This window comes from Paraburkholderia sejongensis, assembly GCF_020880815.1.
In the GTDB taxonomy this organism is placed as follows: Bacteria; Pseudomonadota; Gammaproteobacteria; order Burkholderiales; family Burkholderiaceae; genus Paraburkholderia; species Paraburkholderia sejongensis.
In genome coordinates this window covers 250,466-271,278 of the sequence record NZ_JAJITD010000011.1, presented here as the reverse complement: position 1 = coordinate 271,278, position 20,813 = coordinate 250,466, and the positions used below count along the sequence as shown (strand labels likewise).

The following is a 20,813-nucleotide window of genomic DNA, read 5'->3' as shown; positions in this document are numbered from 1 at the left end:
CATGAACACCCTGATAGGAAAGACCGCGCTCGTCACTGGCGCTTCCCGCGGCATCGGACGCGCCACGGCGTTTGCGCTCGCGCAGGCAGGCGCTCAGATCATCGTTCACTATGGCCGCAGTGCGTCCGAGGCCGAGGCCGTCGTCGCCGAGATCACTGCGGCGGGCAGCCGTGCCCGCTGCATTCAGGCGGATCTGGCCGAACCGGACGGGCCGCACCGTCTTGCGCGCCACGTCCGGGCCATTGTCGGCGACCGGCTCGACATCCTCGTTTCCAACGCTGGCATCGCGAAGGTAGCCACGCTCGAGGAAACAGACGTGGAGGATTTCGATGCGCTGTTCGCCGTCAACGTTCGCGCTCCGTATTTTCTCGCTCAGCAACTGCTGCCGATCATGTGCAAGGGCAGCAGCGTCACGCTGCTTTCGTCGTTCGCGGCGCACGCGGCCATCGGCGGGTTATCGGCCTACTGCGCGACGAAAGGCGCCGTCGATACGCTCGTACGCCATTTGGCAGCCGACCTCGGACCGCGCGGCATCCGCGTGAACGCGGTCGCGCCCGGCGTAGTGCAAACCGGCATGTCGAGTTTCACCCGCACCGACGAAGGCCGCGACGTGACCCTCGGCCTGCAGGCCATCAAACGGCTCGCGGAACCCGAGGACATCGCCGCGGCCATCACCTTTCTCGCCTCCGACCAGGCGAGATGGACGACCGGCGCGACGCTGCATGTCGACGGCGGCTCGAAGCGCTAGGCGCGTCGAGCCGCAACGCTGTCATTTCGGCAACCCAACACGATCCACGCACCGGAACACATCATGACGCAAGCCACCTCTATCGAGCCCCCGCGCACGCGAAACTGGCTCGCGGTTGTGTCGGTTGCACTCAGCGCGACCGTGTTCTGCACGACTGAATTCCTCCCCGTCGGGCTCCTGCGCTATATCAGCCAGGGACTGCACGTCAGCGACGGGGCCGCCGGCATCATGGTCTCGGCACCCGGTCTGCTGGCCGCCATCGCCGCGCCGCTTCTGACCGTAGCGGTCGGACGCTTCGACCGTCGGCGTGTGCTGCTGGGCCTGGGCCTGCTGCTCGTGATCTCGAATCTGCTGGCCATGCTGGCGCCGAACTTCGCGATTCTCGTCGTGGCCCGCGCGCTGTTCGGATTCGCAATCGGCGGATTCTGGGCGATCAGTGTGGGGCTCGGCGCCCGACTCGTGCAGCAGGAGCATGTCGGCCAGGCCACGTCGCTGATCTTCGCGGGCGTCTCGCTCGGCATGTTGATCGGCGGTCCGGCCGGCGCACTGATCGGGGAACTGGCCGGTTGGCGTGCCGCATTTGGCGCAGCGCTCGCTCTGTCCATCGCGGCGCTGCTCGCCCAGTGGGTTTCGTTGCCGTCTCTGCACGTCTCTCACCGGGTCGCTGCGCGCGATCTGCTCGGTATCTTCGGTACTCGAGCGGCCCGCATCGGGCTGATAGCGATGACGCTAGTCCTGTGTGGACAATTTGCGACCTATACCTATATCACCCCGTTCCTGGCGACAGTGTCGGGCTTTGGCGGCAAGGTCATCTCGTCGCTGCTGCTCGGTTACACGGTCGTCGGTCTGGCCGGTAATTTCATCGGTGGCTCCGCCGCGCAACGCAACGTCAAGACGACCTTGATTGCAAGCATCCTGTTTATCGCGGTGCCGCTCGCGATGCTGCCCGTCCTCGGCGCCAGCCGGCCGTCGGTTCTGGTCGCGCTGGCTGTGTGGGGGACCGCGTATGGCGCGCTGCCGGTCGCCCTGCAGATGTGGATGGCCCAGGCAACTCGCGAAGTGCGCGAAGGCGGCATGGCGCTGTTCGTCGCCAACTTCCAGATCTCGATCGCCCTGGGCTCATTCCTCGGCGGTCGGATCGTCGACGGCTTTGGTCTCTTCAACGCAATGTTCTTCGGCGTGGGACTCGCCGTAGTCTCGATCCTGACGCTCGCGCTGACCGGCGGGCGTCCCCGCAGGATCGACGAGCCCGCGACCTGCTGAACGCCATCCGGCGGGCCCCTTCGGGAAGCCCGCTGCTCTCCGCACTTCCAACAAGGAGTCGATATGTGCACCACCCAGTCAAACGAAAAACCCGTCAAGATTCCGGGCCCCGATCATCCAATCACGATCGAACGCCATCCGTCGAGGATTGTCGTCAAGGCCGGCGGCAAGACAGTCGCCGATACCCGCGAGGCGCTGACGCTGCGCGAGGCACGCTACCCGGCAGTGATCTACGTCCCGCGCAAAGACGTCGACATGACGCTGCTCGAGCGCACCGACCACGCCACCTACTGCCCATACAAAGGCGACTGCGCGTATTTCTCGATCCCTTCCGCCGGCGAACGAGGCATCAACGCTGTCTGGACCTATGAGCAGCCTTACGCAGCCGTCGCATCGATTCGCGAGCATCTGGCCTTTTACCCCGACCGGATCGACGCGATCGAGGAGTTGCCCGCCGACGCAACGTCCGATTAATTGCGCGACAGCCTGAACTCGCCGCAGCCGCCTATTCGAAGTGCCCTGATAGCCACTGGAGAACGACATGACCACGACCACCCCCGCACAAAACAAGGCGCTACTTCTCGAGGCCTTCAATACGCTCTTCAATCAGCGCGCCTACGCCGCAGCGGAGCGCTTCTGGTCCGACAACTACATCCAGCACAGCGCGCACATTGCGCCGGGACGCGAGGGCCTGTTCGACCTGATCCGCACCTTGCCCGACACGTTGCGTTACGAGAACCAGCTCGTGGTGGGCGAGGGCGATTACGTCATCGCGCACGGCAGGTTTTCCGGGAACGGCAGGCCAACCGCGTGGATCGCAGCCGATATCGTGCGTTTCGAGAATGGCAAGCTGGCCGAACACTGGGACGTGCTCCAGGACGAGGCCAGTGCCGCGCAGTCGGTCAGCGGCCTGCCCATGTTCGGCGAGCGTTTTCCGTCGTGATTCGCGCAGGCAAATCTTCGGCGCGACCTACGCCAACACATTCCGAGCGCCCACCTGATCATTTATCCGGATGCGAATCACGGTTCGCTCGACCAATACCCAGAGCGCTTCCTGAAAGACGTTTCCAGATTCCTTTCCTGAGCCATTAGTCGCCCCGCCCGAATCTTCGACGTGTGATTCAAGGAGAATTAATCGTGAGTACAGATCTTCACGGCAAGACCGCCCTCGTCACGGGCGCTTCGCGCGGCATCGGCCGTGCAACCGCTGTCGCCCTGGCCGCAGCGGGCGCGCGCGTGCTGGTGCATTTCGGCAGCGACGAGCAGGCTGCGAATTCCGTGGTCGAAACGATCCGCGCATCGGACGGTCTGGCCGACAAGGTCGCCGCTGACCTGAGCACCGCAAACGGCCCCCACGAACTGGCCCGCCACGTGCGCACGCTGGTCGGCGACCGCCTCGACGTTCTCGTTGCGAATGCCGGTATCTCGAAGAACGCGCCCCTCGATGAAACGACGGTCGAAGATTTCGACCGCCTGTTCGCGGTCAACGTGCGTGCACCGTACTTCCTCGTCCAGCAGTTGCTGCCTGTGCTGGGTGAAGGCAGCAGTGTGGTCCTGCTGTCTTCGCTTGCTGCCCGCAGCGCGGTTGGCAACCTGTCCGCCTACGCCGCGACCAAGGGAGCGATCGACACGCTGGTCACGCACTTCGCCGCGCTGCTCGGCGAGCGCGGTATCCGCGTGAACGCCATCGCGCCGGGTGTCGTCGAGACCGATATGTCGAATTTCGCCAGAACCGACGCCGGACGCGAATTCACACTCAGCTTGCAGGCGCTCAAGCGCGTGGCGCAACCCGACGACATCGCAGGCGCGGCGCTATTCCTCGCTTCCGACGCAGCGCGCTGGGTGACCGGCGACACGCTGCGCGTCGACGGCGGCTCGAAGCTCTGACACGCCGGCAGACGACCATGCCCGATGCAGCCTGCCGGACCGCTCCCGCGAATCAAGGTAGGGGCGCTCGTCGATACCCGCGAGTCGCGTTCGAGCGCCGGGCCTGTCACGACCCCTTCATCGACTCCAGCAACCACGTTGCGAGCCGTTGCGCCCCGTCAGGCAATTCCGCGTCGGCGCGCCAGCAAAGATAGTAGTGCCGCCCGTCGTCGAGTTCGTGGTCGGACAGCTTGCGCAGCATCCCGGACGCCAGTTCGCGCGACACCAGCGGCTCGCGCAACAACGCGGCACCAAGGTCGGCGAGGGCGGCGCTCAGCGTCAGTTGACCGTCCTCGAAGAGCGGCCCCTCGGCGCGCGTCAGGTGGCGCACGCCGGCGCTTTGCAACCAGTTGACCCAGGTGCTGCGGTCTTCGTCGTGCACGAGCGGCACGCCGGCGAGATCCGAAGGCTTGCGCAACGGGCCATGGCGCTGCAGAAAACGCGGTGTGCACACCGGCACCACCGCGCCCGAGAGCAACGGCGTGCTCGTATATCCGACCCAGTCGCCGGTGCCGAAGCGGATCGACAGGTCGGCCGCGTCGCTGCGGTAGTTGCGGTGATTCGCGTACAGCACGGTGACGTCGACATCTTCATTCGCGGCGAGAAAGTCGTGCAGGCGCGGAATGAACCAGCCCATGCCGAACAGCGGAATCAGGCTGATCGTGATCTGCCGCCGCGACGATCGCTCACGCACGAAACCCGTCGCGCTGCGCAATACCGAAAACGCCGCGCTGATCGAGCGGTAGTAATCGCGGCCCTCGTCGGTGAGCACGAGCGAGCGTCCGCTGCGCACGGTGAGCGGCGTCTGCACGAACGATTCGAGCAACTGCAACTGATGACTCACTGCCGACGGCGTGATGTCGAGTTCGCGAGCGGCCGTACTCACCGAGCCGTGGCGAGCGAACGCCTCGAACGCCCGTACCGCCCGCAACGGCGGATCTTCCGCGATATGTTGAATTTTATTCATGTATCGAATTTTATCGAAGTGAGCGGGCGGTGGTGAGAAAGTGATTTATCGAGAAAAATCAGCAGATTAGGCGCTAAATGGGCGAGCAGACATAACGATAGAACGAAACTTCATTTATGCGCGGGTGCCCCGAACCTTAATCTTTCTCAACATTCAGGGGCCGGGTGATAGAGGCCAGCCTGGTCGTCCCACGCATCGATACGAAGACTCTCCACATGAAAAAGAACGCTCTGTTGTCGCCGCTTGCCGCGCTAGCCGCGTTGACTTTCGCGCTTTGCGCGCACGCCCAGGACGAGCAGCTCGTCCTGATCGGGCTGGCCGCGCCGCTTACCGGCGCATCGGCGCGGATCGGCAAGGATCTTGAAAACGGCGCGCAACTGGCCATCGACGATGCCAACGCGAAGCATCCGGCCATCGGCGGCAAGCCGGTTCTCTACAAGCTCGTGAGCGCCGACGATCAGTCGGATCCGCGCACGGCCGTGACGGTCGCGCAGCAACTCGTCGACCGTCATGTGGTCGGCGTGGTCGGTCACTGGAACACCGGTTGTAGCGTGCCCGCCGCGCGTGTCTATCACGACGCGGGCATCGCGCAGATCGCGCCCGCTTCGACCGGGCATCAGTACACGCAGCAAGGCTTCGATACGTCGTTTCGGATCATGGGCCACGACGACGACAGCGGCGCCTATACGGGCGCCTATGCCGTGAAGACGCTCAAGGCGCGGCGTATCGCCGTGATCGACGACCAGACCGCATTCGGCGCGGGACTGGCGAACCAGTTCATCAAGGGCGTTCAGGCCAACGGCGGCAACGTGATCGATCACCAGTACGTGACCGACAAAACCGTCGACTTCAGCGGCGTGCTCACGGAAATCAAGGGCAAGCGTGCCGACCTAATCTTCCTCGGCGGCATCGACGTGGAAGCGGCGCCGCTCGTGCGCCGCATGCGTCAGCTGAACATTCAGGCGCCGCTGCTGGGCGCGGGCGGTTTCGTCAGCCAGACTTTCGTCAAGATCGCGGGTCCGGCGGGCGACGGCGTCACGGCGCTGGAGCCGGGCCGTCCGCTCGAGCGGATGCCGGGAGGACCCGCGTTCGACGCGCAGTATCGCGCGCGCTGGCACGCGCCGATCGAGCTGCACGCGCCGTTCGGCTATGACGCCGCGGCCACGCTCATCGCCGCCACGCAGCAGGCGAACTCGACCGACCCGAAAAAGCTCGTCGCCGCGCTGCACACGATCCGTCGCGACGGCGTGACGGGCACGATTGCGTTCGACGCCCAAGGCAATCTGAAAGACCCCGCGTACACGATCTATCAGGTGCGCGGCGGCAAGTGGGACGTGGTCGACGTGCTGGGCGGCGACACGCCGTCGAAGGCCGCGGCGCAGCCCGCCGTACCGGCGGCGGCAAAAACCGCCGCGCGCTAACTGGAGCGAGGAGAAAACACCATGACGCAACACTCTCACGACGCCCCCGACACCCCCGCGCAAGACGCGCCCGGCAACGGCGAAACGCTCGGCATCCTCGCGCGCCGGCGCATCGAGGCGGAGATCATCAAGCCCATCTACGAGATCCTGAAGCGCGACTTCGGCATCGAGCGCGCGCAGGCCGTGATCGCCGAAGCGGTGCGCGGCGCGGCGGTCGACGCGGGACGCGAATTCGCGGCGCGCGAGCCGAACGGCCCGAGTATCGCGTCGTTCGTCGCGTTGCAGGTACTGTGGGAAAAGGACGACGCGCTCGAGGTGCAAACGCTGCGAGCCGACGACGAGGCCTACGACTACGACGTCAAGCGCTGCAGCTATGCGCAGATGTATCACGCGATGGGACTCGGCGAAATTGGCCATCTGCTCAGTTGCGCGCGCGACAGCGAATTCATCGCGGGCTACGATCCGCGCGTGGAACTCACGCGCACGAGCACCATCATGCAGGGCGGAAAACGCTGCGATTTTCGCTACCGCGTGCGTGATGCGCAAGCCGGCGACCGGTCGGAGCAACGCGCGGATGACTGACATCGACAAGCTCGCCGAACGGGGCGCGCTGCGCGTGAATGGCGCGCGGCTGTGGGACTCGCTGGAGCGCATGGCACAAATCGGCGCGACGCCGAAGGGCGGCGTCTGCCGTCTCGCGCTCACCGAACTGGACCGCGAAAGCCGCGATCTGTTCGTGCAGTGGGCGCGCGAGGCCGGCTGCGAGATTCGCGTCGACCGCATCGGCAACATCTTCGCGCGGCGCGCGGGCCGCAACGCGAATGCCGCGCCCGTGCTAACCGGTTCGCACGCGGACACGCAGCCCACCGGCGGCCGCTACGACGGCATCTACGGCGTGCTGGGCGGACTCGAAGTGGTGCGCGCGCTCAACGATGCGAACGTGCGGACCGAGCATCCCATCGAGGTGGTGGTGTGGACCAACGAGGAGGGCTCGCGATTCGCTCCCGCGATGATCGCCTCGGGTGTCTACGCGGGCGTGTATTCGCTCGACTATGGGCTGTCGCGCAGCGATGCCGCCGGCACGACGATCGGCGAGGCGCTTTCGCGTATCGGCTATGCGGGCGATGCGCCGGTGGGCGGCACGCCGGTGCACGCCGCCTACGAATTGCACATCGAGCAGGGCGCGATTCTCGAACGCAGCGGCAAGACCATCGGTGTCGTGACGGCGGGGCAAGGGCAGCGCTGGTACGAGATCGAACTCGAAGGGGTCGACGCGCACGCCGGCACCACGCCGATGGAATTGCGCCGCGACGCACTCGCGGGGGCAGCGCGCATCATCACGTTCGTCGAAGCGCTCGGGCGCAGCTATGCGCCGCACGCGCGCGCCACGGTCGGCATGATCGACGCGAAGCCGAACTCGCGCAACACGGTGCCGGGGCGCTGCTTCTTCACGGTGGAGTTTCGCCACCCCGAGTCGGCGACGCTCGCGGAAATGGATGCGCAACTGCGCGCGGAACTTGCGCGCGTGGCGCAAGAGGCGCAACTCGCGCATCGCATCGAACAGATATTCGATTACGCGCCGGTACCGTTCGCCGCGCAGTGCGTCGATACCGTGCGGGATGCCGCGCTCGCGCTGGGTTTGTCGCATGCGGACATCGTGTCCGGCGCGGGACACGATGCGTGCTATCTCGCGCGGGTTGCGCCGACGGGCATGATTTTCGTGCCCTGCATCGATGGCCTGAGCCACAACGAAGCTGAAGCGATCACGCCGGAATGGGCCGAGGCGGGCGCGAACGTATTGCTGCACGCGATACTCGCGAGCGCTGGTTAGAACCGTTTACCACCGCTCCGGTCGAGCCGTCGAGCCGTTGGGCAGGCGCGTTAGAGCGGACGCGTTGACGCTTCAGCGACTCCGATCCGTCAGGAGTATCGTGTAGCTTTTATTTTCGGGCGGCCGAAGCCATGACACGGATCCGACAGTTGCATCTCGGCGCATTCATGCGCCCCGTCAGCCTGCACACCGGAGCATGGCGATTTCCGGGCGCGTACCCCGACGCCAATTTCAACTTCGCACATCTGAAGCGTTTCGCGCAGACACTCGAGCGCGCGCGCTTCGACGCATTTTTCATGGCGGACCATCTGGCCGTGCTGAACATGCCGGTCAATGCGCTCAAGCGCGGCCAAACCGCGACCTCGTTCGAGCCGTTCACGTTACTGTCGGCGCTCGCTGCGGTGACGGAAAAAATCGGTCTCGTCGCAACGGCTTCGACGACCTTCGACACCCCGTTTCACGTCGCGCGCCGCTTTGCTTCGCTGGACCATCTGAGCGGCGGCCGCGCGGGCTGGAACGTGGTGACGACGTCCAATCCGGACGCGGCGCTCAATTTCGGTCTCGACGAACACATGGAGCACGACGAGCGTTACCGTCGCGCGCGCGAATTCATGGACGTCGTGACGGGCCTCTGGGATAGCTGGGCCGACGACGCGTTCGTGCGCGACGTGGCGAGCGGCGAATATTTCGATCCGGCGAAGCTGCACGTTCTCGCGCATAAGGGTGACTACTTCTCGGTGCGCGGACCGCTCAATATCGCGCGGCCGCCGCAGGGCTGGCCGGTGGTGGTGCAGGCGGGATCATCGGAGGCGGGGCGGCAGCTGGCGGCCGAAACCGCCGAAGCAGTCTTCACCGCGCAGCCGGATCTGGAAGCCGGCAAACGTTTCTACGCCGACGTGAAGTCGCGGATGGAAAAGCTTGGCCGCGATCCCGACCACCTGAAGATTTTGCCCGGTGCGTTCGTCGTGGTTGGCGACTCGCTCGAAGAAGCGCATGAAAAACGCGAGCGCCTCGACAGCTTCGTCCACTACGACAGCGGGATTGCCTCCCTGTCGATCGCCCTCGGTCACGACGTCTCCGCACTGGATCCCGACGGACCGTTGCCCGAGATCCCCGAAAGCAACGCGAGCCGGTCCGCGAGGCAGCGTGTGGTGGATTGGGCCCGCGAGGAGGGTTTGACCGTCCGTCAACTCGCGCAACGGGTCGGCGGTTACTCGGGGCTGCAGATGGTGGGCACGCCCAGCTCGATCGCGGACGAGATGGAGCAATGGCTGACGGAAGCGGGCAGCGACGGCTTTAACGTGATGTTTCCGTATCTGCCCGCGGGCCTCGACGACTTCGTCGGGAAGGTCGTGCCGGAGTTGCAACGGCGCGGCATATTCCGTCGCGAGTACGAAGGCAATACGTTGCGCGACCATCTGGGCTTGCCGCGACCGGCAAACCGGTTTTTTGCGGTCGACGATCGCTCGGCTATTTCGCAACGGTAAGATCGTTGCGCCGTGCCCGGTCGCGTCGGCGTTACACATGGATCTACTGGGCCCGCATCGTCGCGTCACTCGACAGGCGCGCAGCGATCGCGCGCGCCGCGAGATCCAGCAGAAAACCCAGCACGCCGATCACCAGGATGACGGCAGTCAGTTCCGAATACGCGAGCCGGTCGCGTGTATCGAGAATCAGATAGCCGAGACCCGCGCTCACGCCGAGCATTTCCGCGGGCACCAGCACGATCCATAAGATACCGATGGCGAGCCTCACGCCCGTGAGCACGTGTGCGGCGACGCCCGGCACATAGATATGCCAGAGCATTTCCGCGCGCGTGGCGGCGAGACTTTCGCCAAGCTGGATCCAGCGCCGGTCGAGATGCGCGACACCTGAAGCGGTGCTCATCGCAAGCGGCCAGACCGCGGCGAACGCGAGCAGAAAATACACCGCGCGATCGCCGACGCCGAGCGACATCACGGCAAGCGGCATCCACGAAAGCGGCGAGATCATGCGCAGCAATTGCAGCGTGGGCGACAGCGTCTGTTCGAGCCAGCGCAGACGGCCGATGGCGAAACCCAGCGGCACGCCGATCACGAGTGCCCATGCAAGCCCGACGGCGATTCGCTTAAGACTGGTCGCCACATGCACGAGTAGCTGATCGTTGGCGAGGAGGGCAGGCAGCGCTTGCAGCGCGCGCTGCGGCGCGAACTGCGCGGTCATCGCGTTATGGCCCGCGAGCAGCGTGACGGCGAGCCACCAGAGCGCCAAGGTGGCGACCAGGCCCGCGACGCCCAGCACGACACTGCGCCAATGCGCGGAGGCCGGCTTGCGGCTGCGCCCGGATGATGAAGTCTGATGAACGAGCACGCTAGACAACGATCGTCTCCCGGCGGATATAACCCGATTGCTGACCGAACGCCGCGAGGCCGCCCGATGCTTCGATGCTCTTCTTCACGAAGCGGTCATCGACCAGATCGCCTGAGACCTGTTTCGGATCGAGCGACGCGAGAAACTGACTCGCGCCTTCCACCTGGGTCGCTTTAAGTCTTCGCACGAGTTCTTCCGTGTAGCTGGGATACGGATACGGCTGGAAGTCGATCCGCTTCGAGTTCCAGTCCGCGTGCTGGATCGCACGGTCGCCGAGATAACGGTCCTGATCGGCGGCCTGGGGCGCCAGCACGCGCGCGAGCAGTTGCGGCGCGTGCGGCGTGTAGCGGTTAGGGCCTTCCTTCGACAGCAGCTTCGCCGCCTCCTGCGGGTTGGCACGCGTCCACAGTTGCGCCTTGACGATCGCATCGACGACCTTCTGCGACCACGCCGCGCGCTGCGTCAGGTCCTGCTCGTGCATGAAGATCACACAGCACGCGTGGTTGCGCCAAACGTCACCGGTAAAGCGCAGAATTTTGCCGACGTTCAGCTGCTCGGCTGCCGCATTGAACGGCTCCGCGACGATATAGCCCGCAATCTGCTTCGAGGCCAGCGCGACAGGCATGTCGGACGGCGCCATCACGATCAGGTTGACCTCCTTTGGCCCCGGCGTACCCGCATGCTTCAGCACCGGCGTGAGCCCCTGGGCGCGCAGCAGGTCCTGCAGCACGACGTTATGCACCGAGTACCAGAACGGCACGGCAACCGTTTTGCCGCCCAGTTCGGCCACGCTGTTCACGTCGGGCAACACCGTCAGTGCCGATCCGTTCACGTGATTCCACGCGACGACTTTCGCGGGCGCCTTGCTGCCATAGCGTGCCCACACCGTCATCGGCGAGAGCAGATGAACGACGTTGACCTGTCCCGACAGGAACGCCTCGACGAGTTGCGCCCAGCTTCGCAACAGCGTCGGCTTTTCAGCCTGGACGCCCGCCGCATCGAAATAACCATTGTTATGGGCGACCAGCAGCGGCGTTGCATCGGTGATGGGCAGGTAGCCGATCCGCACGGGCGCATCCGGATCGGCGGCGGCTCGCGCATCGAGCGATCTGAGCAGCGGCGCCGCCCCTGCGACGGTAAAAAGCGACGCGAGCTTGAGCCATTCGCGTCGTGACATCGGTACGTTGCACATAAAGATTCCCCGCGTGTGTCTGCCGGACTCAGGCTGCCTCTGATATCGAGTCTTGCAGCGCCTGAAGGATGGAGATGCGCAACTCGCCGAGCGAGCGCACCTGGTTGTGACGTGGCCGCGGCAGGTCGACTGCCCAGCGTCCCACGAGCGTGCCGCGATTGCCGAGGAGCACGATGTGATCGGCGACGAGCAGCGCTTCGTCGATGTCGTGTGTGACGAACAGCGCGGATGCGCCTGTGTTGCGCACGGCGGCGATCAGAAGCTGCTGCATGTCGGCGCGGGTCACTTCGTCGAGCGCGCCGAACGGTTCATCGAGCAGCAATGCGCGCGGCTCACGTGCGAGGCAGCGCGCCAGCGCGACGCGCTGCGCGATGCCGCCGGACAGCTGCGACGGCAGCCAGTGACGCGCATGCTCCAGCCCGACCGCGGCCAGCGCATTCGTCACGCGTTCCTTGCGGACCGCGCGCGTGAGTCGCGGTTGCCGCGCGAAGCTTAGCCCGAACGCGACGTTGCGCTCCACCGTGAGCCACGGCAGCAGACACGGGTCCTGAAACGCGAGCGCGATCTCCGGGCGCGGTCCATCGACGGTTTCGCCATCGACGCGAATCGCGCCGGACGTAGTGCGCGTCAGCCCAGCGATGGCCCGCAACAGCGAAGACTTGCCACAACCGCTCGGTCCGAGCAGCGCGACGAGCTCGCCCGGGCCGACCGACAGATCCACGCCGTTCAACACACCGCGCGTCGCATAGCGCAACTTGACGCCGCTCACGACGATATGCGAGCCGTACGTCATGCCGCCGCCGTCCGTCGATGCCGCGCGAGCTGCGCCTTCAGCTGTACGAGGCTCGGTGTAACGATGGGAATGAACGACGCCTCGCGCACACGCCGGGCGCCGCCGCTCTGGCCACGCAGATAGCCGCGTCCACCGGTCGCCTGCACTTCGAGGGAGACGGCTCGCGCGACGATATCGGCGAGTGCGATGCGCAGTTCGAACATCGTCGCGGGCGCGTTGAAAAAGGTGCCGTCGAGCACGCCTTGCTTCAATCGCGAAGATTGATCGGCAAGTGTCGCTTCGAGTTCGTGAATTTCTTCCCGGATCGATCCGCGCGACGCTTCGCCCGCGTCCAGCGTGGCGAGCAGTGCACGCCGCGCGAGGCCGATCGACATTGCGCATTGCAGACCGAGAAATGCCGGACGCACGCGGGCAAGCCAAACGGGTGCATTGGCGGCGAGGCGATACGTGTCGTCGAGCACCGTGCCGTCTACGCGCAGCGCAGCCGTATTGCTCGCGCGCAGCGCAATCAGGTCGAGATCGTCGCTTCGCTCGACGCCGCGCGCATCGTGCGGAATCGCAAAGATGGACGGCGGCGAGCCGTCGTCGTGATCGAAGGCTGCGGCGGCGATGAAACCTTCACGCCGCAGGTTCGTGATCCACGGGAGAGCGCCGTTCAGCGCGAACGCGTCGCCGCTGCGGGTCGCGTGCATCTGCAATGGCTCGATGTCGGACAGATACTTCATCGCGTTGGACAGCCCCGTGGCACCCGCGATCTCGCCGGCGACCAGCGGCGCCAGCCAGCGGGCGCGCAGCGCCGGGTTCTCGCTTTGCAGCACGTATTCGATGAAGGTGCGATGTCCCCACAGCACGAATGCGGCCGTCAGCGAGCGTTGTGCGACGGCGGCGACCGTTTCGATTGCATCCGCGATGGTGCCGCCGCTGCCGCCCAGCGCTTCGGGCACGCCCACGGCGACGGCACGCGAGCGCACCAGTTGCGGCAGAATCTCCGCTGCGCGGGATGAGTCGACGTCGAGTGCCTCGGCGTTGGCGTCGAGCCAGGCGTCGAGCGCCTCGAAGCTCACGGGCGCGTTCATGCCGCCTGCGCCTTCGGGGCCCAGCGATACGCTTCGAGTTGCGGATTCAAGTCGTTGCGCGCCAGATTGTTCGCGAAGTTGCACAGCGTTGCGAGGCTCACGCCGAGAATGACTTCCAGTGCGTTGGCGTCGCTGTAACCGGCGGATTTGAATGCCTTGAGCGCGTCGTCGGACACGGCGCCGCGCGTGGCGATCACTTCACGGGTAAATGCGGCGACGGCATTCAAACGCACGTCGGAGATAACGCCCTGGGCGCGGATTTCGTCGACGACCGCTTCGGCCAATTGCGCCTTCTTTAACGCGACAGCCGTATGACCCGCGACGCAAAAACCGCAGCCGTGAATAGCGGCGGCAGTGATCTGCACCACTTCGCGTTCGGCCAGCGTGAGACCGCTGCGTGAATTGATTTCGCCGACGGTCAGATAGGTCTCGAGCGCCGTGGGAGCATTGGCGAGAGCTGCAACCAGATTCGGCAGAAAGCCATTGGCGGCTTGCGACTTCTGGAGAAACGGGCGGCTGGCTTCGGGCGCGCTTTCAATAGACTGGAGAGGCAGACGGCTCATGGCATCCTCGATCGGAAAGCCTCATTGTTGACGCCGCCCGTCGAGCCGGCAATGCGCGGCCGTCTCGCTTTCATGCGCATTCGTCTCAACTCAATGAACGGGTGCGTGCGCGAGGCCTGCGCTCTCGCGGCGGCACGTGCCCGGCGGCAGGCCCGTGACGCGTTTGAACGCCTGCGCGAAGGCGGATTCCGACTGATAGCCGACGTGCTCGGCGGTGCTCAGTGTCGATGCCCCATGCCTCAACATCGCCGCCGCGACCTTCATGCGCAGCAGCGCGAGAAACTGCGCGGGAGGCTGTCCGCACGCTTGCGCAAACTGCTTGCAGAAACGCGCGCGCGACATGTGGCAAAAGGCGGCCATGGTAAGCGTGGTCCAGGCGTCGCCGGGTTTCTCGATGATTGCGCTGACGAGCGGCGTGAATTCAGCGCGCCGCATCACCGACCACAGGCCGGGTGCAAAATCGTCGGCGCTGGCGACCGCGCGTAGCGCATAGAAGAACAGCGCGTCGGTCAGACGATTGATGAGCGGCGACGGTGCGTCCTGCGCGCGGGCCGCTTCCACGCGGATCAGATCGAATAGCGTGCGCGCACCGGACAGCTTCGTGTCGTCGTGGCGCGCGAGGAGGTGATCCGGTAGCAGGCCGGTGATGGCCTCGCCCAGATCGGAACGATATTCGAAGAAACCGCAGGCCAGCGCGACGCCATCATGGGAACCGTCGAGTGCGTCGAGCGGCGTCATCGCACCGATGCGCACCGCGTATTGGTCGTCGGCCGGCGCGTTGGCGTCCGGCGTAAGGCAATGCGCGATGTCGTGCATCAGGAACACGGCATCGCCCGCGATGAGTCGCGTGCTTTGCGCGGCTCGGCCGTTTCTGGCCGGCAGATGCAGCCAGCACGCGCCATCCAGCACGAGATGAAAGCTTGCCCGCTGAGCGCCCGCCGTCGACGCGCGATACGCGCCGCAGTAACGCCCCACGTGAAACAGGGTGCTACGCAGTTCGAGTCCGGAGAGAAGCCAGTCGGCGGCCTGTTCGGCGGAGGTTGGCATGATGGGAGCGGCGATAAAGCCATTGGCAAGTCGATGGCGGATTTCGAGCTTAGCGTCGTGTCGTTGCGCGGTAAAACAAGCGATCGTGGAATGCATATGCCTGTGCGGCATATGCCGATGCGCGCGCTTGCAGGCCCTATGTCACGCCGGGTTCGAACAGACGCTGTGTTTCGTCGCAGGCCGTATAAGCGAGTCGCTGTATTCATGAATTGGAAAACACAGCATGGACGTCACGCGCAATACTGGCTGAATTGATCGTTACAACGGGCATGCTCGCGCACACTGCATTCGCGGCACATATCGTTAGCAGTATTGATTCGTTGGAGAACAGTAAAGTTTTTACTTAGGCTGCGGGATTGCTCTTCAAACTCTTTCCCGATGATTCACGACGTCTTTCGCCGCACACGCGCACTTCATTCGAACCGCACCGCCTCCACATTACTCGGCGCACTGGCTGTCGGCGCATCGTTGCTGCTGAGCGGCTGCAGCAAGTCGGACGCCGATACGACTGCGCAACATGCACAAGCGCTAAAGCCCGTTTCGGGCGGCTCACTGACCTGGGGCGTGACGACCGAGCCTGCGTGCTTCGATCCGCATCGCTCGTCGCAGCAGAACGCATTCTGGGTGATCCGCAATTACATCGATTCGCTGATTAGCAAGAAGACGGACGGCACCTACGCGCCGTGGCTCGCCAAATCCTGGACGGTCGCCGACGACGGCAAGAGCTACACGTTCAATCTGCGCGACGACGTGCACTTCACCGACGGCACGCCGTTCGACGCGAGCGCCGTCAAGGCTAACTTCGACTACATCCTGAAGAACGTCAGTACGACCTCGGCGTCGGCCTCCTTGCTGGTGCATTTCGACCACGCCGAAGTGGTGTCGCCGTATGTCGTGCGGCTCGTGATGAAACAGCCGGATTCCACCACGCTCGAATCGCTGTCGAGCGTGAAGCTGGGCTTCATCTCGCCGAAAGCGCTCGCCGACAACAAGGATCTGTGCGGCGGCGGCCCGGGCATCGTGGGCACCGGACCGTTCGTGTTCAGTTCGTATCAGCGCGGGCAGTCGGCCACCTTCACGCGTAACCCCGCGTACCAATGGGCGCCGGACAATGCGCAGCACCAGGGCGCCGCGTACCTCGAGCATGTGACTTACCGCTTCCTCCCTGAGGCCGCCGTGCGCACGGGCGCGCTCAGCTCGGGGCAGGTGGACCTGATAGAAGGCGTGCAGCCCACCGACGTCAGCGTGTTCGACAAGGTGGACGGTTTCCAGTATCTGACCGGCCCGTCGGCGACGACGTCATTCACGCTCAATATCAACTACACGGTCGCACCCGCGAACGACGTCCGCGTGCGGCGCGCGCTGCGCGACGGCTTCGATCTCGACGCGATCGTCAAGAGCGTGTATCTCGGCACGGTGCAGCGCGCGTGGTCGAACATCGGGCCGGACAACCCCGACTACAACGCGCAACTCAAGCAGTCGTGGGGCAACGACGTCAAGCAAGCCAACCGCCTGCTCGACGAAGCAGGTTGGACCGCACGCGACAGCGAAGGCTTCCGTACGAAGGACGGCAAACGCCTGTCGATCGAAGTCGGCTATCCGCAGCCCTATGTGCGCGACAGCCGCGATGTGCTGATCCGCGCGATCCAGTCGGCGCTGCGCCAGAACATCGGTCTCGATCTCGGATTGCGTATCACCACGGCGGGCGATTTTGCGAACCAGAAGGCCACCGGCAACTGGACCATCTACCCGAATACCGACAATCCGTCCGACGTCGCGATGGAACTGTGGGACATGCTGGGCGATCAGGGCTTCCTGTACAACGCGATCAGGACCCCGGATCAGACCATCGTCGATGCGATCAACCGGGCGCGGCTGCAGCCGGTCGGCGACGAGCGCCGCAAGCTGCTTGCCTTCGTGCAGAAGCGCGCGGTCGATGAGGCCTTTATCGTGCCGCTCTTTGCGCCTGCCTATCACCTCGCCGCGAAATCGACCGTGCATGGCGTGGGCTTCGAGCCGCAGCTCGACGGGCCGGCGAGTTCGTACGACCTCTGGGTCGAGAAGCAGGGAGGCTGACGTGATCAGGCAGATCGTCACGCGTGTGCTGACGGGCGTGCTGGTGATGTGGCTCGCGGCGACCACGGCATTTCTCGCGATTCACGCGCTGCCCGGCCGCATCGAGGACGTGCTGGCGGGCGACCTCGCGTATCCTGGCTTGCGCGAAGCCATTGCCGCGCAGTGGGGCCTCGATCACAGCCTGTTGTGGCAGTACGGACAGTTCCTGCTGCGTCTCGCGCGCGGCGATCTCGGCACGTCGTTCGTAATGCAGCAGCCGGTGCTGGCCGTGCTCGGCAGCCAGTTGTGGCCGACCATCCAGCTGGCGTGCGCGGCGGGCGTGCTGGCCATGGTGCTCGCATTGGTCGTGGCGACCTCGACGGCGGGGCTGGCAGCGGGCCGCCATGCGTGGGCGAGCCGCGTCGCGTCGGCACTCGAATTGCTGTTCACGTCGTCGCCGGTGTTCTGGCTTGGGCTGTTGCTGCTGATCGCGTTCTCGTTTCACTGGCGGCTGTTTCCGGTGTCGGGCGCGGCGGGCTGGCGCGCGCTGGTGTTGCCCGCCGTGACGCTGGCGCTGCCGACAGCGGGCGTGCTGTCGCAGGTCATGCGTGAGGCGTTGGAGGCCGTATTCGAGCGCCCCTTCGTGACGACGGTGCGAGCGCGCGGTGTGTCGGAATTCGCGCTGCGCACGCGGCACGTGCTGCGTCATGCGTTGTTGCCCGTCGTGACGTTGGGCGGCTGGCTGATCGGGGGCCTGCTGGGCGGCGCGGTGATCACCGAGAAGATGTTCGGCCGCCCCGGCATCGGCAGCGTGACGCTGACGGCCGTGACGTCGCAGGACGTGCCCATCGTGCTGGCGGTGGTGCTGCTGGCCGCGTTCGTGCACGTGGCGATCTCGACGCTGCTCGACGTGCTGTATCTGTTCATCGATCCGAGGCTGCGTGCATCATGAGTGATCTTTCTACGGCTGGCGTTGCACAGCCGCGTCGCCTGATACCTGTCAGCCGTCTGCCCGCAGCGGTGCTGGTGGCGGCGGCATTTCTGCTTGCGCTGGCTTTCGCGCTGGCCTTTCCGCGCGTCGTCACGCCGTACGATCCGCTCGTCAGCGACGTCTCCCGCGCGCTGCAGTCGCCCGATGCCGCGCACTGGTTCGGCACCGACCGCATCGGCCGCGACGTGTTCGCGCGCGTCGTGCATGGCGCGCGCTATTCGCTGCTGATCGGGCTTGCCAGCATGATCGTCAGTCTGCTGATCGGTCTCGTGATCGGCATGAGCGCGGGACTCGGAAGGCGCGCCGTCGATGAGAGCGCGTCGCGCGTGTTCGACGTGCTGTCGGCCTTTCCGCCCATTCTTCTGTCCTTGTTCGTCGTCACGTTTCTTGGGCAGGGCATCGTCAATATCGCGGTGGCGGTCGGCATCGCGGGGATTCCGAAGTTCGGCCGCGTGCTGCGTGCGCAGACCCTGGTCGTGCGCCGCGCCGACTATGTCACGCATGCGGTGGTGTGGGGCCAGACGCGCCGCGAGGTGTTCGTGCGCCACATCCTGCCGAACGTGCTGGCCGCGATACCTGTCATCGCGACCATCGATATCGGCAGCGCGATCATCGCCGTGTCCGGTTTGAGTTTTCTGGGTCTGGGGCCTCAGCCGCCGACGCCGGAATGGGGCGTGATGCTCGCCGAGGGCCGCGACGTGCTGCGCGTCGCATGGTGGCCCAGTGTGTTTCCCGGCATGGCGATCACGCTGACGGTGATTGCGTTCTCCGTGATCGGCAAGCATCTGTCCCGCGTCTATGGAGTCAAGGTGCGATGAAAAACGATTTCTCCACGGCGCGCACGCTCGTCGATGCGCGCGGACTCGAGATCCGCTTTGCCGATGCAAACGATGGCGAGCCGCTGGTGCGGGGCGTCGATCTGACGATACGCGCGGGAGAATGTGTCGCGCTCGTCGGCGAGTCGGGTTCCGGCAAGAGCCTGACGGCGCGCAGTCTGATCGGCCTCGCCGGCGACGGCGCGAGGATTTCGGCGCAGCGTTTCGAGATCGACGGAAGAAACGCGCTGCAATTCCGCGAGCGCGACTGGCGCGGCGTGCGCGGCGGTTTCGCGGGACTCGTGATGCAGGACGCGCTGGTGTCGCTCGATCCGTTGCGCACGATCGGCGCCGAGATCGAAGAGACGCTTGCGCTGCATGTGCGCTCGCGCTCGCGTGAGGCGCGCCGCGCGCGCGTGCTGCAGACGATGCGTGACGTCGGCATGCCAGAGCCCGAGCAACGCGCGCGGCAGTACGCGCACGAGTTGTCGGGCGGTTTGCGACAGCGGGCGTTGATTGCGTCGGCGATCGTCGCGGGCCCGGCGCTCGTGATCGCCGACGAGCCGACCACGGCACTCGACGTGACCGTGCAGGCCCAGATTCTCGATGTGCTGGCGGCGCGCTTGCGTGAGGGCGTCGGCGTGTTGCTGGTGTCGCACGATCTCGCCGTGGTGGCGCAGGTGGCGGACCGCGTGCTGGTGATGCATCGCGGCGAGGTCGTCGAAAGCGGCGCGACGCATGAGGTGTTGACGCATCCTGCGCATGCCTACACGCGGCGGCTGATCGCTGCGCAGCCGTCCGCCGGTTCGCGCGGGCAGCGGCTGACGTCGGCGCGTCTCGATGCCGGCGCGCCGTTCGGGCGCGCCTCGCTGATCGAGCGCGATCCGTTGCCGTCACGTCGGCGTGTGCCGGATGAGGCGCTGTTGCAGGTCGAAGCGGTCGGCAAGCGATATCAGCGGCGACGCGCACGCAAACGCGCCGCGGACATCGGCGAGTTCATCGCGCTCGACGACGTATCGTTCGAGGTGCGACGTGGCGAAGTGGTCGGGATCGTCGGCGAATCGGGTTCGGGCAAGAGCACGTGTGCGAAGCTCGTGCTCGGACTCGCGGCGCCGTCGGCGGGGCGGGTGCGCTTTCTGGGCACGCAGTGGAATGGCGCAGGCGTGCACGAGGCGGCACGCCGCGAGTTGCGTCCGAAACTGCAGTACATCCCGCAAGATCCGCTTGGTTCGTTCGATCCGCGCTATAACGTGCGGCAATTGCTCGCCGAGGCGTTGGCGACGGCGGACCTCGATCCGCAGCAGATCCGCCAGCGTAGTGTCGAACTGCTCGAACAGGTCGGACTCGATGCGCGCTATCTCGAACGGCGGCCGCTGTCGTTATCGGGCGGTCAGCGGCAGCGCGTGGCGATTGCGCGGGCGATTGCACCTCAGCCTGAGCTGATCGTTTGTGACGAGCCCGTTTCGGCGCTCGATGTCTATGTGCAGGCACAGGTGCTCGATCTGCTCGGCACCTTGCAGGCGGAGTTGGGATTGTCGCTGCTGTTCATTTCGCACGATCTCGATGTGATCCGGCACGTCAGCGACCGGGTGCTGGTTTTCAAGGACGGGCGCGTCGTGGAAGCGGGCGATGTGCAACGGCTGTTCGATGCGCCACAGCATGCTTATACCCGCGCGCTGATGGCGTCGGCGCCGTCGCTGCGGCGCGCGAAGAAGGAAGCAGGCAGCGATGCGAGACAGGTTGCGACCGCTTCGTAACCCGGCGCGCCGGGACGCA

At 65.4% G+C, this 20,813-nt stretch carries 20 protein-coding genes; 13 read left to right on the top strand and 7 right to left on the bottom strand.

Going from position 1 to position 20,813, the window contains the following annotated elements:
- Position 1: 1 nt before the first annotated feature.
- The 5 genes from LJ656_RS22655 to LJ656_RS22635 all read left to right on the top strand — a co-directional run bounded on the left by LJ656_RS22655 (position 2) and on the right by LJ656_RS22635 (position 3,898).
- Entirely contained in the window at positions 2-748 is a 747-nt protein-coding gene (locus LJ656_RS22655) for an SDR family NAD(P)-dependent oxidoreductase (protein WP_230511682.1), read from the top strand.
- A 63-nt stretch (positions 749-811) separates the two neighbouring features.
- Positions 812-2,011 carry an MFS transporter gene (locus tag LJ656_RS22650; RefSeq protein WP_230511680.1) on the top strand — a complete coding sequence of 400 codons (1,200 nt, stop codon included), beginning with the start codon at positions 812-814 and terminating at the stop codon, positions 2,009-2,011.
- A gap of 63 nt (positions 2,012-2,074) precedes the next feature.
- Positions 2,075-2,485, top strand: a complete 411-nt coding sequence (locus LJ656_RS22645; RefSeq protein ID WP_230511679.1) for a DUF427 domain-containing protein — start codon at positions 2,075-2,077, stop codon at positions 2,483-2,485.
- A 67-nt stretch (positions 2,486-2,552) separates the two neighbouring features.
- Positions 2,553-2,954, top strand: a complete 402-nt coding sequence (locus tag LJ656_RS22640) for a nuclear transport factor 2 family protein (protein WP_230511678.1) — start codon at positions 2,553-2,555, stop codon at positions 2,952-2,954.
- 194 nt (positions 2,955-3,148) lie between these two features.
- Positions 3,149-3,898 (top strand): SDR family NAD(P)-dependent oxidoreductase, encoded by a 750-nt coding sequence (locus tag LJ656_RS22635; RefSeq protein WP_230511676.1) that lies wholly within the window; start codon positions 3,149-3,151, stop codon positions 3,896-3,898.
- A 106-nt stretch (positions 3,899-4,004) separates the two neighbouring features.
- Here the strand turns inward: LJ656_RS22635 and LJ656_RS22630 are convergent, their stop codons facing one another.
- A complete protein-coding gene (locus LJ656_RS22630; protein ID WP_230511674.1) occupies positions 4,005-4,904 on the bottom strand; it encodes a LysR substrate-binding domain-containing protein in 900 nt (299 codons plus the stop codon).
- Positions 4,905-5,119: 215 nt separating this feature from the next.
- Between LJ656_RS22630 and LJ656_RS22625 the strand changes: the two genes are divergently transcribed.
- The 4 genes from LJ656_RS22625 (at position 5,120) to LJ656_RS22610 (ending at position 9,643) form a co-directional block, all read left to right on the top strand.
- The gene (locus LJ656_RS22625; RefSeq protein ID WP_230511672.1) at positions 5,120-6,325 is read left to right on the top strand and encodes a branched-chain amino acid ABC transporter substrate-binding protein; all 1,206 of its coding nucleotides are present in this window, start codon (positions 5,120-5,122) and stop codon (positions 6,323-6,325) included.
- A gap of 21 nt (positions 6,326-6,346) precedes the next feature.
- Positions 6,347-6,907 (top strand): L-2-amino-thiazoline-4-carboxylic acid hydrolase, encoded by a 561-nt coding sequence (locus LJ656_RS22620; protein ID WP_230511670.1) that lies wholly within the window; start codon positions 6,347-6,349, stop codon positions 6,905-6,907.
- A complete protein-coding gene (locus LJ656_RS22615; RefSeq protein WP_230511658.1) occupies positions 6,900-8,156 on the top strand; it encodes a Zn-dependent hydrolase in 1,257 nt (418 codons plus the stop codon). The genes LJ656_RS22620 and LJ656_RS22615 overlap by 8 nt, the downstream gene beginning before the upstream one ends.
- A gap of 131 nt (positions 8,157-8,287) precedes the next feature.
- Positions 8,288-9,643 (top strand): LLM class flavin-dependent oxidoreductase, encoded by a 1,356-nt coding sequence (locus tag LJ656_RS22610; protein ID WP_230511657.1) that lies wholly within the window; start codon positions 8,288-8,290, stop codon positions 9,641-9,643.
- A gap of 43 nt (positions 9,644-9,686) precedes the next feature.
- Here LJ656_RS22610 and LJ656_RS22605 read toward each other — a convergent pair whose 3' ends face one another.
- The 6 genes from LJ656_RS22605 to LJ656_RS22580 form a co-directional block, all read right to left on the bottom strand.
- Complete coding sequence (locus tag LJ656_RS22605) at positions 9,687-10,514, bottom strand: ABC transporter permease (protein WP_425605989.1); 828 nt, start codon at positions 10,512-10,514, stop codon at positions 9,687-9,689.
- Positions 10,507-11,697, bottom strand: coding sequence for an ABC transporter substrate-binding protein (locus LJ656_RS22600; protein ID WP_230511656.1), 1,191 nt, complete (start codon positions 11,695-11,697; stop codon positions 10,507-10,509). Before LJ656_RS22600 ends, LJ656_RS22605 begins: the two co-directional genes overlap by 8 nt.
- A 28-nt stretch (positions 11,698-11,725) precedes the next feature.
- Positions 11,726-12,490 (bottom strand): ABC transporter ATP-binding protein, encoded by a 765-nt coding sequence (locus tag LJ656_RS22595; protein ID WP_230511655.1) that lies wholly within the window; start codon positions 12,488-12,490, stop codon positions 11,726-11,728.
- Positions 12,487-13,566 (bottom strand): acyl-CoA dehydrogenase family protein, encoded by a 1,080-nt coding sequence (locus LJ656_RS22590; RefSeq protein WP_230511653.1) that lies wholly within the window; start codon positions 13,564-13,566, stop codon positions 12,487-12,489. Before LJ656_RS22590 ends, LJ656_RS22595 begins: the two co-directional genes overlap by 4 nt.
- Positions 13,563-14,129 (bottom strand): carboxymuconolactone decarboxylase family protein, encoded by a 567-nt coding sequence (locus LJ656_RS22585; RefSeq protein ID WP_230511652.1) that lies wholly within the window; start codon positions 14,127-14,129, stop codon positions 13,563-13,565. The genes LJ656_RS22590 and LJ656_RS22585 overlap by 4 nt, the downstream gene beginning before the upstream one ends.
- Positions 14,130-14,219: 90 nt before the next feature.
- Positions 14,220-15,272 carry an AraC family transcriptional regulator gene (locus LJ656_RS22580; RefSeq protein ID WP_329958891.1) on the bottom strand — a complete coding sequence of 351 codons (1,053 nt, stop codon included), beginning with the start codon at positions 15,270-15,272 and terminating at the stop codon, positions 14,220-14,222.
- 468 nt (positions 15,273-15,740) lie between these two features.
- Here LJ656_RS22580 and LJ656_RS22575 point away from each other — a divergent pair, with 468 nt between their 5' ends.
- The 4 genes from LJ656_RS22575 to LJ656_RS22560 are packed head-to-tail and all read left to right on the top strand — an operon-like array spanning position 15,741 to position 20,794.
- A complete protein-coding gene (locus LJ656_RS22575) occupies positions 15,741-17,252 on the top strand; it encodes an ABC transporter substrate-binding protein (RefSeq protein WP_230511651.1) in 1,512 nt (503 codons plus the stop codon).
- Between the two features lies 1 nt (position 17,253).
- The gene (locus LJ656_RS22570; RefSeq protein WP_230511650.1) at positions 17,254-18,183 is read left to right on the top strand and encodes an ABC transporter permease; all 930 of its coding nucleotides are present in this window, start codon (positions 17,254-17,256) and stop codon (positions 18,181-18,183) included.
- Positions 18,180-19,040, top strand: coding sequence for an ABC transporter permease (locus LJ656_RS22565; RefSeq protein ID WP_230511649.1), 861 nt, complete (start codon positions 18,180-18,182; stop codon positions 19,038-19,040). Before LJ656_RS22570 ends, LJ656_RS22565 begins: the two co-directional genes overlap by 4 nt.
- On the top strand, positions 19,037-20,794 hold the full coding sequence (locus tag LJ656_RS22560; protein ID WP_230511647.1) for a dipeptide ABC transporter ATP-binding protein: 1,758 nt from the start codon (positions 19,037-19,039) through the stop codon (positions 20,792-20,794). The genes LJ656_RS22565 and LJ656_RS22560 overlap by 4 nt, the downstream gene beginning before the upstream one ends.
- The last annotated feature ends 19 nt before the right edge of the window (positions 20,795-20,813 follow it).

Bases quoted from the DNA above. Each gene is read 5' to 3' on its own strand.
- LJ656_RS22585 (WP_230511652.1), bottom strand. From the start codon at position 14,129: ATGAGCCGTCTGCCTCTCCAGTCTATTGAAAGCGCGCCCGAAGCCAGC.
- LJ656_RS22650 (WP_230511680.1), top strand. From the start codon at position 812: ATGACGCAAGCCACCTCTATCGAGCCCCCGCGCACGCGAAACTGGCTC.
- LJ656_RS22580 (WP_329958891.1), bottom strand. From the start codon at position 15,272: ATGCATTCCACGATCGCTTGTTTTACCGCGCAACGACACGACGCTAAG.
- LJ656_RS22630 (WP_230511674.1), bottom strand. From the start codon at position 4,904: ATGAATAAAATTCAACATATCGCGGAAGATCCGCCGTTGCGGGCGGTA.
- LJ656_RS22645 (WP_230511679.1), top strand. From the start codon at position 2,075: ATGTGCACCACCCAGTCAAACGAAAAACCCGTCAAGATTCCGGGCCCC.
- LJ656_RS22560 (WP_230511647.1), top strand. From the start codon at position 19,037: ATGAAAAACGATTTCTCCACGGCGCGCACGCTCGTCGATGCGCGCGGA.
- LJ656_RS22610 (WP_230511657.1), top strand. From the start codon at position 8,288: ATGACACGGATCCGACAGTTGCATCTCGGCGCATTCATGCGCCCCGTC.
- LJ656_RS22655 (WP_230511682.1), top strand. From the start codon at position 2: ATGAACACCCTGATAGGAAAGACCGCGCTCGTCACTGGCGCTTCCCGC.
- LJ656_RS22615 (WP_230511658.1), top strand. From the start codon at position 6,900: ATGACTGACATCGACAAGCTCGCCGAACGGGGCGCGCTGCGCGTGAAT.
- LJ656_RS22625 (WP_230511672.1), top strand. From the start codon at position 5,120: ATGAAAAAGAACGCTCTGTTGTCGCCGCTTGCCGCGCTAGCCGCGTTG.
- LJ656_RS22565 (WP_230511649.1), top strand. From the start codon at position 18,180: ATGAGTGATCTTTCTACGGCTGGCGTTGCACAGCCGCGTCGCCTGATA.
- LJ656_RS22590 (WP_230511653.1), bottom strand. From the start codon at position 13,566: ATGAACGCGCCCGTGAGCTTCGAGGCGCTCGACGCCTGGCTCGACGCC.
- LJ656_RS22600 (WP_230511656.1), bottom strand. From the start codon at position 11,697: ATGTGCAACGTACCGATGTCACGACGCGAATGGCTCAAGCTCGCGTCG.
- LJ656_RS22620 (WP_230511670.1), top strand. From the start codon at position 6,347: ATGACGCAACACTCTCACGACGCCCCCGACACCCCCGCGCAAGACGCG.
- LJ656_RS22640 (WP_230511678.1), top strand. From the start codon at position 2,553: ATGACCACGACCACCCCCGCACAAAACAAGGCGCTACTTCTCGAGGCC.
- LJ656_RS22595 (WP_230511655.1), bottom strand. From the start codon at position 12,490: ATGACGTACGGCTCGCATATCGTCGTGAGCGGCGTCAAGTTGCGCTAT.